A 12,326-nucleotide genomic window follows, 5' to 3' on the forward strand; every position below is an offset into this window, starting at 1 on the left:
CGCCGAGTTTGGTGGTGTCCGGTTTATAGACGATGATCCGGACGCGTGGCAAATTTCGATATGTCCGGGCGGCAGGTCTCCGGGCGCCGCATGGCGCGGATTCGCCGGATCAAGCTTGGATTTCCGGAGCGATTGGCCGGTCGGCCGGCTTGAGGCAGCCGTGGAGGAATTGCCGTACGGCCTGCTTGGCCCAGGCGCTGGCCTCGGCCGCGGTGAAAGGCGGCTCCAGCCCCAATTGCTGGCGCTGGAAGTGTTCGCCGCGCAAGGCGTTGACGAATTGCCCGGCGAGAAAGCGGCTGTCGGCGTCGATCAACCGGCCGGCTTGTTGCTGCGCGGCGAAGAAGTCCGCCAGGCGTAGCAGGGTGCGTTCCGGGCCGTTGCGGTAGAACTCGGCGGCGAATTCCGGAAAGCGCTGCGCTTCGGCCAGTATCTGGGTGCGCAGGCGTATGCACTCCGGGCGCGTGATGCGCAAAAGGTACAAACGGCCGAATTCCACCAGCAGTTCTTCCAGTGGGGCGGACAGGCTGTTTTCGGTCGGCAGGCTGGCTTCGAATTCGTCGCTGACGCGGCGGATGACGGCGCCGAACAGCTCCGCCTTGCCGCCGAACTGGCCGTAGATGGTGCGCAGCGACACCCGCGCTTTGCGGGCGATGGTTTCCAGGCTGAGCTTGCCGTAGCCGTGTTCGGCGAACAGCTGCATGGCTTGGTCCAGCAGCGCGTCGCGCCTGACCGTTTCCTCGCCTTTGCGGGGGGCGGCCGGCGCGAGCGGGGGCCGTCTTGGTATCGGGAGGCATGCACTTAGTCATAAATAAAAAGGTATGTTACCATTTTGTTGCGTGTATCGGTAATAGCTAACCGCCGGGGAGATCATTATGGCCGGAAGACTCGACGCCAGTGCTGATGGAAAGCGTAAAGTATGGCCTATCGGGGCCTCGGTGGGGGGCTGGGCCTGTCTTCCGGTTTCCTTGTCGCTGCTTTTGTCTTTGGCCGGCTGCGGCCAGTCGGGCGACAAAGCCGCCTCTTCTCCGCCGCCGCCCCGGGTGAAAATCGCCCAGCCGCTGCACCGCGAAACCCAGACCTGGGACGAATTCCCCGGCCGCGTCGAGGCGGTGGAGTCGGTGGATGTGCGCGCCCGCGTCGACGGTTATTTGGAACAGGTGAACTTCAAGGCCGGCGACGCGGTGAACAAGGGCGATTTGTTGTTCCAGATCGATCCTCGCCCGTTCCGCGCCCAACTCAATCGCGCCCAGGCCGATCTGGAGCAGGCGAAGGCTCGGTTGGAGCTGGCCCGCAACAATTTGACGCGGGCGCAGCGCATGTTTCAGTCCAAGGCCATATCGGAAGAGGAGTTCGACGCTCGCAGCAAGGGGCTCGCCGAGGCCGTCGCCGCCGTGCAGTCGGCGGACGCCAATGTTTATGCGGCTCGCTTGAACCTGGAGTTCACCGAGGTGCGCGCGCCCATCGCCGGCCGCGTCGGGCGCGAACTGATCACCGCCGGCAACTTGGTGAAAGGCGGCGGCGCCGACGCCACGTTGCTGACTTTCATCGTCGCCACCGATCCGGTTTACGTCTACGTGGACGTGGACGAACGCTCGGCGTTGAAATACCGCCGCCTGGTGGGCCAAGGTTGCTTGCCTCATCCGGCGGAAGCGCAGCAGCCGTGCCTGCCCGCCGAAATAGGCCTGGCCGACGAAGCCGGTTTTCCCCATAAAGGTTCCATCGCCTACACCTCGCCCCGTTTGACGGCCTCCACCGGCACGTTGACGTTGCGCGGCGTATTCGCCAACGGCGACGGCTTGCTCAGCCCCGGCCTGTTCGCCCGGCTGCGCATTCCCGGCAGCGCGCCGTTCCAGGCGATTTTGCTGCCTGACCGCGCCATCTCCACCGACTTGGCGCAAAAGTTCGTTTGGGTGGTGGGCGAGGGCAACAAAGCCGAACGCCGTGTGGTGGTGCCGGGGCCTTTGGTTGACGGGCTGCGGGTGATCTCCGAAGGGTTGAAGCCGGATGAGTGGGTGGTGGTCGAGGGCGTCCAGAAGATCAAGCCCGCCGCTCCGGTCGAGCCGGAGAAAATCTCTCTGGCCGACGGCGACAAGCACTGATCGGGGGCGCCATGGAAAAATTCACCCACTTTTTTATCGACCGGCCGATCTTCGCCTCGGTGCTGTCCATCGTCATCATCGTGGTGGGTGGCTTGGCGTTGTTCGCCCTGCCCATCGCCCAATACCCGGAGATCGCCCCGCCCAACGTGGTGGTGAGCGCCACTTATCCCGGCGCCAACGCCCGCGTCGTGACGGATACGGTGGCCACGCCCATCGAGCAGGAGGTGAACGGCGTGGAAGACATGCTGTACATGTCCTCCCAGTCCACCAACGAAGGCGCCATGGTGTTGACCATCACCTTCCGGCCGGGAACCAACATCGATAAAGCCCAGGTGCTGGTGCAGAACCGCGTGGCGCTGGCCGAGCCGAAGCTGCCGGAGGAAGTGCGGCGGCTCGGCATCAACGTGAAGAAGCGTAGCCCGGACTTGAGCCTGGTGGTCAACCTGATCTCGCCGGATCATCGCTACGACAGCGCTTATTTGAGCAACTACGCCTTGTTGCAGATCAAGGACACGCTGGCGCGGCTGCCGGGCGTCGGCGACATCATCGTGTTCGGCGCCCGCGACTACAGCATGCGCGTGTGGCTGGATCCGGAACAAGTCGCCGCCCGCGACATGACCGCCACCGACGTGGTGCGCGCCTTGCGCGAGCAGAATTTGCAGGTGGCCGCCGGCGTGGTGGGCCAGCCGCCGACGCCGGGCGGCGTGGATTTCCAGTACACCGTCACCACCTTGGGGCGCTTGATGGAGGCGGATCAGTTCGCCGATATCGTCATCAAGACCGGTGCCGACGGCGCCGTCACCCGCTTGAAGGACGTGGCCCGCATTGAGCTGGGCGCCAAGGACTACGCGTCCGCGCTTTACCTGGACGGCCAGCCCACCGTGGGTCTCGCCATTTTTCAGCTGCCCGGTTCCAACGCTCTGGATACCAAGGAGGCGGTGGTCAAAGCCATGGAAAACTTGAAGACGCGTTTTCCGGCGGGGTTGGAATACAACCTGGTTTACGACACCGTGGTGTTCGTGAAGCAGTCCATCGAAGCGGTGACCAAGACGCTGTTCGAAGCCCTGTTGCTGGTGATCCTGGTGGTGGTGGTCTTTCTGCAGAACTGGCGCGCCAGCGTGATTCCGCTGATCGCCGTTCCGGTGTCGCTGATCGGCACTTTCGCCGTCATGGCGGCCTTGGGCATGTCGCTCAACACGCTGTCGCTGTTCGGGCTGGTGCTAGCCATCGGCATCGTGGTGGACGACGCCATCGTGGTGGTGGAAAACGTCGAGCGCCATCTGGCCATGGGGGAAAGCGTGCGCGAGGCCACCCGCCGTGCCATGAGCGAAGTGGTCGGCCCGGTGATCGCCACCACCCTGGTGCTGATTGCGGTATTCGTGCCCACGGCTTTCATCACCGGCGTATCGGGAGCGTTTTATAAACAGTTCGCCCTCACCATCGCTGTTTCCACCGCCATTTCCTGCTTCAATTCCCTGACGCTCAGCCCGGCCCTGTGCGCCTTGCTGCTGGAACGCGCCCACCACGATCCCGATTGGCTGACCCGCCAGCTGAACCGCTGGCTCGGCTGGTTTTTCAACGGCTTCAACGGTGTGTTCGAGCGTTTCGGCGAGGGGTATTCGCGCTTGGTCGGACGCTCTTTCCGCGTGGCGTCGCTGGTGCTGGTTCTGTACGCGGGGCTCAACGGCCTGAATTTTCTGGCTTTCGAGAAAGTCCACACCGGCTTCATTCCGCCCCAGGACCAGGGCTACCTGATCCTCTATGCCCAGTTGCCCGACGCCGCGTCGGTGGAGCGCACCACCGAGATCGTGCAGCAAGCCACCAAGATCGTTCTGGCCACCGAGGGCGTCGCCCACATCAACGCCTATGCCGGTTGGTCGATACTCACCGGCACCAGCCAGTCCAACGTCGCCACCATGTTCGCCCGGTTGACGTCCTTCGAGCAGCGGGCCGGCCGGCCGGAGTTGAGCGCCGACGGCATTGTCGGGAGCCTCCGGCAAAGCCTGTCCAAGCTGGAAGACGCCAACATCAACGTGTTCGCGCCGCCGCCGGTGCGCGGCATGAGCGCCGTGGGTGGCTTCAAGCTGCAGGTGCAGGACCGCTCCAACGCGGGGGTGGACGCTTTGCAGCAGGCGGCCGCCGACTTCATCGCCAAAGGCAATCAGCAAGCCGGCTTGGGCGGATTGTTCACCACCTTCCGTTCCGGCGTGCCGCAGTTGTACCTGGACGTGGATCGCATCCGCGCCAAGGCCATGAACGTGCCTTTGAGCGAGGTGTTCGATACGCTGCAAATTTACCTGGGGTCTCTTTACGTCAACGACATGAACCGCTTCGGCCGCACCTACCAAGTGGTGGCGCAAGCCGACGCCAAGTTCCGCATGCGTCCGGAAGACATCGGCAAGCTGAAAACCCGCAACCAGGACGGTGACATGGTGCCGCTGGGGTCCTTGATGGATGTGCGGGAAATCCACGGCCCGGACAAGCTGACCCGCTATAACATGTACCCGGCCGCGGAAGTCAACGGCGTGCCGTTGCCCGGCGTCAGCTCCGGCCAGGCCATCGCCATCATGGACCAACTGGCCCGCAGCGAGCTGCCGGCCGGGTTCGGCTACGAGTGGACCGAGGCTAGTCTGCAGCAGGTGCTGGCCGGCAACGTGGCGTTGCTGGTGTTTCCCTTGAGCGTGCTGTTCGTCTTCCTGGCCCTGGCGGCGCAGTACGAAAGCTGGTCCTTGCCCTTCGCGGTGATACTCATCGTGCCCATGTGCCTGTTGGCGTCCATGGCTGGGATTTGGTTGCGCGGCATGGACAACAACATCTTCACCCAGGTCGGTTTTATCGTGTTGGTGGGGCTGGCGGCCAAAAACGCCATCCTCATCGTCGAGTTCGCCAAGCGGCGCCAGGAAGACGGCCTCGATCGTTTCCAGGCGGCGGTGGATGCGGCCCGGGTGCGGCTGCGCCCCATTTTGATGACGTCCTTCGCCTTCATCATGGGCGTGTTCCCCTTGGTGATCGCCCAGGGCGCCGGGTCGGAATCCAGGCAAATTCTCGGCACGGCGGTGTTCAGCGGCATGATCGGCGTGACCCTGTTCGGATTGCTGCTGACGCCGGTGTTTTATGTGGTGATCCAGGCTTGGGTGGAGCGCCGCGCATCCCGCCGCCGGACGGCGGCTGATTGGGGAGGAGAGAACCATGCCGACGTTTAATCATCGCCGTCGCGTCGCCGCGTTGCTGGCAGCGGGGTTGCTGGGCGGCTGCGCCGTGGGGCCGGATTATCAGCCGCCGGCCGCGGAAGGCGTCGGGACGTCGTTCGCCAATGCCGGCTTGCCGGAGTTTTCGCCCGACGCGCCGGACCTGGCCTGGTGGCGGCAGTTCCAGGACGCGCAGCTGTCCGGTTTGGTCGACCAGGCTCTGGCGCACAATCGCGATTTACGGGCGGCGGGCGCCAATTTGGAGGAGGCGCGCGCGCTGTACCTGCAATCGGGCCTGGACCTATTGCCGACCGTCACCGCCCGCGGCAGCTACAACGAGCAGAAGCGCAGCGTGGCTTCCATGAACAATCGCGCCTTCGTGCCCCGCGAGTTGAAGCTTTACAGCACCGGCTTCGATGCGTCCTGGGAACTGGATCTATGGGGGCGGATACGGCGCAATGTGGAATCCCGCGACGCCGAGGTGCAGGTTCAAGAAGCTGATTACCGCGACCTGATGGTCAGCCTGATCGCCGAGGTGGCGCGCAACTACTTCAGTTTGAGAGGCTTGCAGAACCAGTTGGCGGTGGCCCAGCGCAACGCCGAAAACCAGGCGCAAACCTTGAAGCTGACCCAGGCGCGTTTGGACGCCGGGCGCGGTACCGAACTGGATACCGCCAGGGCGCAAGCCCAGCTGGATACCACGCGGGCCACCATCCCGCCGATGGAGTCCGCCATCCATCAGGCCATCCATCGCCTCGGCGTACTCACCGGCCAAGCGCCCGGCGCCTTGACCGTCGCCTTGTTGCAGCCGGTTCCCTTGGCCGCGATTCCGGCCGTGCTGCACATCGGTAATCCCGCCGATTTGTTGCGCCGTCGCCCCGATATCCGCGTTGCCGAGCGGAGCTTGGCCAGCGCGACGGCGCAAATCGGCGTCGCCACCGCCGATTTGTTTCCCCGCGTGACCTTCGTTGGCACCATCGCCTTGGAGGGCAGCACGTTCGCCGCCGTCGGCGGCGGCGGTTCGGACGGTTATTCCGCCGGGCCGAGGATCACCTGGGCCGCTCTCGACTTGGGTCGCGTCTATGCCCGCATCAAGGCGGCGGACGCGCGGGCCGAGGCCAGCCTGGCGCAATACGAACAAACCGTGTTGAACGCGTTGGAGGAGACGGAAAACGCCCTGGTGGATTTCAATCGTCGACGGGCTCAGCGCGACATCCTGGCGCAGGCGGCGCGGGCCAGCCAGCGCGCCCATGAACTGGCCCATCTGCGCTTCCAAGACGGCGCGGCGGATTTTTTGACGGTGCTGGACACCGAGCTGCGCTTGTTGCAGGACCAGCAGCGCTTGGCGCAGAGCGAGACCGAAACCGCGACGGCGCTGGTCGCCCTGTACAAAGCCTTGGGCGGCGGCTGGGAGAATTCCGTCACGGCGGAATCGCACTGAGGTCAGCGGTTACACGGCGGCCGGCAAGCCGATAGAATTGCCGTTTCTTTGGCGAATCGGGAATCATCATGATCGAAGTGGGCATTGTCGGCGGCACCGGTTATACCGGCGTCGAGTTGTTGCGGTTGCTGTGCCGGCATGCGGACGTGCGTATTCGTGCGGTAACTTCGCGGAGCGACGCCGGCAAGCGCGTGGATTCGATTTATCCCAACCTGCGCGGCTTCGTCGACGTGGCGTTCAGCGAGCCCGACGTGGAGGTGTTGGCCCAGTGCGATCTGGTGTTTTTCGCCACGCCCAACGGCACGGCCATGCGCATGGCGCCGGAATTGCTGGACCGGGGCGTCAAGGTGATCGACCTGGCGGCGGACTTTCGCCTCAAGGACGCGGCGGAGTGGGCGCAGTGGTACGGCGAGCCCCATGCCTGCCCGGAACTCCTGGCCGAAGCGGTTTACGGTTTGCCGGAGGTGAACCGGGCGGCGATCCGGAAAGCGCGGCTGGTGGCCAATCCCGGTTGTTATCCCACCGCGGTGCAATTGGGCTTCCTGCCGCTGCTGGCGGCGGGCCTGATCGATGGCGCCCATCTGGTGGCCGATGCCAAGTCCGGCGTCAGCGGCGCCGGCCGCAAGGCGGAAGTGCCCATGCTGATGGCTGAGGCGGGAGAGAGCTTCAAGGCTTACGGCGTGGCAGGCCACCGCCATTTGCCGGAAATCCGCCAGGGGCTGGCCGAGGCCGCCGGTGCGGCGGTGGGTCTGACCTTCGTGCCCCATTTGCTGCCGATGATCCGCGGCATCCATGCCACGTTATATAGCCGTTTGACCGGTTCCCCCGGCGATTTACAGGACTTGTTCGAACGGCATTATGCCGATGAGCCTTTTGTCGACGTGCTGCCGGCCGGTTCCCATCCGGAAACCCGTAACGTGCGCGGCGCGAACCGTTGCCAGATCGCCGTTCATCGTCCTCAGGGCGGCGACACGGTGGTGGTGTTGTCGGTGATCGACAATCTGGTGAAGGGCGCGGCGGGGCAGGCGGTGCAGAACATGAACCTGATGTGCGGCTTGGAGGAGACCGCCGGGTTGATGCTGGTAGGACTCAGTCCTTGATTCTTGACCGCATTGGTGGGAAAAGCCATAATCGCGGCAACGTTGCAACCACTTTTGAGATGACCATGAGCGAAACGCAAGACACCCTGATTTTTACCGATGCGGCGGCGGCCAAAGTGGGCGAGTTGATCGCGGAGGAAGGCAATGACGCCTTGAAATTGCGGGTATACGTGAGCGGCGGCGGTTGTTCCGGCTTCCAGTATGGCTTCACTTTCGACGAGACGGCCAACGACGACGATACGGCCGTGGTCAAGAACGGTGTGACCGTGTTGGTCGATCCCATGAGCTTGCAGTATTTGCAAGGCGCGGAAATCGATTACAAGGACGATTTGTCCGGTTCGCAGTTCGTCATCCGTAACCCCAATGCCGTGACCACCTGCGGCTGCGGTTCCTCCTTCTCAGCCTAATCGGCCGGGATAGACGGCGCCCAGCACCACCCGGTGTTTGGCGCCGGTCACTTCGGGCAGGTTGCCCGGCAAGCCGAGCAGTGTTTGTCGGGCCAGCCAGGCGAAAGCCATGGCCTCGATCCAGTCGGGATCCAATGCAAATTTGCCGGTGGATTCCACCGGGCAATCCAGCAGCTCCGCCAGCAGCGCCATCAAATGGCGGTTGTGTACGCCGCCGCCGCATACCAAAACGCTCTCCGTGTCCGGCGCATAGCGCTGGACGGCCTGGGCGACGGTTCGCGCCGTCAGGTGCGCCAGTGTGGCTTGTACGTCGGCCGCTGCCGGCGGTTTCGCCAGCATCTCCAGCTTGGCCCGCAGCCACGCGGGTGAAAACAATTCTTTGCCGGTGCTTTTGGGCGGCGAGCGTTCGAAATAAGTTTCGTCCATCAACAGCTTTAGCAGCGGTTGGTGGCATTGGCCGCTCGCACCCCACGCGCCGTCGCGGTCTATCGGTTGTCCCAGGTGGCGTTGCGCCCAATGGTCCAGCAGGGTGTTGCCGGGGCCGGTGTCGAAGCCGGTGACCGGCTGGCTGGGGTTTTTCGGCAGGATTGTGATGTTGGCGATGCCGCCGATATTAAGCACGACGCGGTTTTCATCCGGGCTGGCGAAGACCGCTCGGTGGAATGCGGGCACCAACGGTGCGCCATGGCCGCCGGCGGCGATGTCGCGGCGGCGGAAGTCGGCCACGGTGGTGAGGCCGGTGATGTGGGCGATGCGGTTGGCGTCGCCCAGCTGCAGGGTGAACGGCGCATCGCACTCCGGCGCATGGCGCACGGTGACGCCGTGGCTGCCGATGGCGCGGACCTGGTCTGGGTTCATGCCGGCTGCGGCGATGGCCTGCAGTGCGCATTCGGCGAGCAACTCGCCCAAGCGGGCGTCGGTTTCCCCCAGCTTTTGCAGAGAAACGTCGGCGGAAAGGCTTAGTTCGGCGAGGTTTTGCCGAAGATCGGCGGGGAGGGGGCGGAAGTGGCTGGCAATTAGCCGCGGGAATTCGGTTTGGAAGGACACCAGGGCGGCGTCGACGCCGTCCAGGCTGGTGCCCGACATGATTCCGACGTAGTGTGCCGCTGTGTCGGGAGCGTCGGGCATCCGTGATCCACTCTAGTCGATTTGGGCTACGGCTACGTTGTGGAAGCGCGCCAATTCGGTCAGGAAAGGCTGGGTGTATTGCTTGAAAGCCGCCAGCTGCTTGGACTTAATCGGCTCCGCTTGAGGCAATACCGCTGTCAGCGGGTTTTGGTGTTCGCCGCCGACGCGGAATTCATAGTGCAGATGGGGGCCGGTGGCCAAGCCGGTTTGGCCGACATAGCCGATCACATCTCCCTGGCGTACCGCGCTGCCGGTTTTCAGGTTGGCAAAGCGCGACAGGTGGCCGTACAGCGTGCTGTATTTTTGGCCGTGCTCGACCACCACCACGTTGCCGTATCCGCTTTGCGTGCCAGCGTAAGCGATGCGGCCGTTGCCGGTGGAGCGCACCGGGGTGCCGGTCGGGGCGGCGTAGTCCACGCCTTTGTGGGCGCGGATGGTGTTGAGGATGGGGTGCTTGCGCGCCAGCGTGAAATAAGAGCTGATCCGGGCGAATTCGACCGGAGTGCGCAGGAAGGCCTTGTGCATGGCCTGGCCGCTGGACGTGTAGTAATCGGGGCGGCCTTGTTCGTCGGTGTAGCGGAAGGCTTGGTAGGTTTTGCCTTGATTGACGAATTCCGCGGCGAGGATGTCGCCGGTACCCGTCTGCTCGCCGTCAACGTATATGGTTTCGTACACCACGGTGAAGCTGTCGCCGTCGCGGAGATCCAGCGCGAAGTCGATGTCCCACCCGAAAATATTCGCTAATTGAATGATGAGCTTGTCGGTCAGGCCCGCGCGTTTGCCGTCCTGGAACAAGGAGTCTTTAATGATGCCGCTGGCGCGGGTCAGTTCGCGGTCGGTGTTCTTTTCCGAAATCTTGGCGGTGATGCCTTTTTTGCCCTTTGACACCACGATGGCCTGGGTGGCGTTTTGCCGATAAACCAGCTTTTTCAGCTGTCCGTCGGCTTTGATGCGCAGTTTCAAAACGTGTCCGGGGGCTAACGCCTTCAAGCCGTGGGCGGCTTCGCCGGAGTTCAGCACTTCGTGCAGGTCGGCGCCGCTGAGGCCATGGCCTGAAAATATCTCGCCCAGTGTTTCACCGGCTTGCACGGTATGGGTGAGCCACGCTTTGCCGCCGTTTTGGCTCGGCGTTTGTTCGCCGGCGTCGCCTATCGACGATGGCGGCGGCAGTGTCAGTGGATAGGTCTCCTTGGTGATGTCAGGAGGCGCGAGAGCTGGGGTGTCGCTGATCAGCGCGTAGCTGGTTGTTGCGGCGACGGTGGCGAACAGGCCGGCGATGGCCGCGCTCTTCACGTGGCCAATGTGCTTGGGATGTTTCATTAATACGGCACGTTCCATTTTGATACGCGCTAGTGTAGAAGAACGCTTCCGCAAGATGCAACCCCGCGCTTTCCGCCCGCTAGCGCCTGGATGCGATCCCTGTCATGTCCAATGACCTGTAGCCTGTTTGTCGATGCGGTTGCTAGGGCGGGGGGAAGGCACTATCTTGTATAGTTTGCTTTTAATCGTGCGGCTAAATCGGGGCGAGGAATTGTGGATCAGCAAGTGGTAGAGCTTATTCGGCGGGGTACGGAAGAGATTTTGCCGGAACAGGAATTGTGGGAGCGGTTGGCGCAAAAGAAGCCTTTGCGTGTGAAAGCGGGGTTCGATCCGACCGCGCCGGATTTGCATTTGGGGCATACGGTTCTCCTGAATAAGTTGAAGCAGTTTCAGGACCTGGGGCATGAGGCGATATTCCTCATCGGCGATTTCACCGGCATGATCGGCGACCCCACCGGCAAGAGCGTAACCCGCAAGCCATTGACCAGGGACGAGGTGATCGAGAACGCCAAAACTTACGAGGAGCAGATCTTTAAGGTCCTCGATCCGGCCAAGACGCTGGTGATGTTCAATTCCAGCTGGATGAGCGCCATGAGTCCGGTGGAGTTGATTCAGCTCGCCGCAAAGCAGACCGTTGCGCGCATGCTGGAGCGAGACGACTTTAATAAGCGCTACAAGGGCGGGCAGCCCATCGCTATCCACGAATTCCTTTATCCATTGATCCAAGGTTACGACTCGGTGGCGCTGCGGGCCGATGTGGAGTTGGGTGGCACGGATCAAAAGTTCAATTTGCTCATGGGGCGCCAGCTGCAGGAAGCGCATGGGCAGAAACCCCAAGTGGTAGTCACTATGCCCTTGCTGGAGGGGCTTGACGGCGTCAACAAGATGTCCAAGTCGTTGGGGAATTATGTGGCTATCGCCGATGCTCCGGGGGAGATGTTCGGTAAGTTGATGTCCATTTCCGATGTATTGATGTGGCGTTATTACGAGTTGCTCTCGTTTTCGACGACGCAGCAGATAGCGGCGTGGCGTAAGGCATGCGACGAAGGTGCCAATCCCCGTGACGCCAAGGTGCGGTTGGCTCAGGAAATCGTCGAGCGTTTCCACGGTGCCGCTGCTGCCGCCGATGCCTTGGCGGAGTTCGAGGCGCGTTTCAAGCAGGGACTGATGCCGGAGCAGATCGAGGAAGTCACCGTGGTTGCCCCAGTTGACGGATATGCTCTGGTCAACTTGTTGAAAGATGCTGGCCTCACTGCGAGCACTTCTGAGGCCATCCGCATGATAAACCAAGGCGCGGTACGCATAGACGGGGAGCGTGTAGAAGACGCGAAGCTGCGCCTGGCGGGTGGGAGTCGGCATGTTTATCAGGTAGGTAAACGGAAATTTTTGAAGATAGTGGTGGAAAGTACTTGACGAATTCCTAGGATGGCTTAGAATGTGCAGCTCTTCCGGCGCGAGACGAACTGCCCGGAAGGCGGGTTGAGCGGGAAGTTGGATGAAGCGCTTGACACGAAGCCGGGATGCTGTAGAATGGTTCGTCTAACGCGGGCAGAGAGCTTCGCGGGTTCTTTAAGAATTCAGGTCAAATAATTTGTGTGGGCGCTCGCGTCGAAGATCGGGTTTTAACCGAAATATTCGGCAGA

The 12,326-nt window shown here is 62.7% G+C and carries 9 protein-coding genes; 6 read left to right on the plus strand and 3 right to left on the minus strand.

Translation table 11 applies throughout. The annotated features are described in order from the left end of the window. Positions 1 to 109: 109 nt before the first annotated feature. Positions 110 to 784 carry a TetR/AcrR family transcriptional regulator gene (locus K5607_RS01340; protein ID WP_255210825.1) on the minus strand — a complete coding sequence of 225 codons (675 nt, stop codon included), beginning with the start codon at positions 782 to 784 and terminating at the stop codon, positions 110 to 112. A 181-nt stretch (positions 785 to 965) separates the two neighbouring features. On the opposite strand from K5607_RS01340, the gene K5607_RS01345 reads away from it, so the two are divergent. The 5 genes from K5607_RS01345 (at position 966) to erpA (ending at position 8,235) form a co-directional block, all read left to right on the plus strand. Then, positions 966 to 2,099 (plus strand): efflux RND transporter periplasmic adaptor subunit, encoded by a 1,134-nt coding sequence (locus tag K5607_RS01345; RefSeq protein WP_306304473.1) that lies wholly within the window; start codon positions 966 to 968, stop codon positions 2,097 to 2,099. A gap of 11 nt (positions 2,100 to 2,110) precedes the next feature. After that, a complete protein-coding gene (locus tag K5607_RS01350) occupies positions 2,111 to 5,302 on the plus strand; it encodes an efflux RND transporter permease subunit (protein ID WP_221047991.1) in 3,192 nt (1,063 codons plus the stop codon). Continuing rightward, positions 5,289 to 6,728 carry an efflux transporter outer membrane subunit gene (locus K5607_RS01355; protein WP_221047992.1) on the plus strand — a complete coding sequence of 480 codons (1,440 nt, stop codon included), beginning with the start codon at positions 5,289 to 5,291 and terminating at the stop codon, positions 6,726 to 6,728. Before K5607_RS01350 ends, K5607_RS01355 begins: the two co-directional genes overlap by 14 nt. A gap of 68 nt (positions 6,729 to 6,796) precedes the next feature. Beyond that, a complete protein-coding gene (gene argC, locus K5607_RS01360) occupies positions 6,797 to 7,828 on the plus strand; it encodes an N-acetyl-gamma-glutamyl-phosphate reductase (protein ID WP_221047993.1) in 1,032 nt (343 codons plus the stop codon). 65 nt (positions 7,829 to 7,893) lie between these two features. After that, a complete protein-coding gene (erpA, locus tag K5607_RS01365) occupies positions 7,894 to 8,235 on the plus strand; it encodes an iron-sulfur cluster insertion protein ErpA (RefSeq protein ID WP_425515785.1) in 342 nt (113 codons plus the stop codon). On the opposite strand, the gene K5607_RS01370 is transcribed toward erpA, so the two are convergent. Then, positions 8,227 to 9,363: an anhydro-N-acetylmuramic acid kinase gene (locus tag K5607_RS01370; protein ID WP_054773813.1), complete on the minus strand. Its 1,137-nt coding sequence runs from the start codon at positions 9,361 to 9,363 to the stop codon at positions 8,227 to 8,229. The genes erpA and K5607_RS01370 overlap by 9 nt on opposite strands. A 12-nt stretch (positions 9,364 to 9,375) precedes the next feature. Next, on the minus strand, positions 9,376 to 10,683 hold the full coding sequence (locus tag K5607_RS01375; protein WP_054773812.1) for an OapA family protein: 1,308 nt from the start codon (positions 10,681 to 10,683) through the stop codon (positions 9,376 to 9,378). A gap of 213 nt (positions 10,684 to 10,896) precedes the next feature. On the opposite strand from K5607_RS01375, the gene tyrS reads away from it, so the two are divergent. Continuing rightward, positions 10,897 to 12,096: a tyrosine--tRNA ligase gene (gene tyrS / locus K5607_RS01380; protein ID WP_221047994.1), complete on the plus strand. Its 1,200-nt coding sequence runs from the start codon at positions 10,897 to 10,899 to the stop codon at positions 12,094 to 12,096. Positions 12,097 to 12,326 lie beyond the last annotated feature (230 nt).

Source organism: Methylogaea oryzae (assembly GCF_019669985.1).
In the GTDB taxonomy this organism is placed as follows: Bacteria; Pseudomonadota; Gammaproteobacteria; order Methylococcales; family Methylococcaceae; genus Methylogaea; species Methylogaea oryzae.

Bases quoted from the DNA above. Each gene is read 5' to 3' on its own strand.
- K5607_RS01350 (WP_221047991.1), top strand. From the start codon at position 2,111: ATGGAAAAATTCACCCACTTTTTTATCGACCGGCCGATCTTCGCCTCG.
- K5607_RS01355 (WP_221047992.1), top strand. From the start codon at position 5,289: ATGCCGACGTTTAATCATCGCCGTCGCGTCGCCGCGTTGCTGGCAGCG.
- argC (WP_221047993.1), top strand. From the start codon at position 6,797: ATGATCGAAGTGGGCATTGTCGGCGGCACCGGTTATACCGGCGTCGAG.
- erpA (WP_425515785.1), top strand. From the start codon at position 7,894: ATGAGCGAAACGCAAGACACCCTGATTTTTACCGATGCGGCGGCGGCC.
- K5607_RS01370 (WP_054773813.1), bottom strand. From the start codon at position 9,363: ATGCCCGACGCTCCCGACACAGCGGCACACTACGTCGGAATCATGTCG.
- K5607_RS01375 (WP_054773812.1), bottom strand. From the start codon at position 10,683: ATGAAACATCCCAAGCACATTGGCCACGTGAAGAGCGCGGCCATCGCC.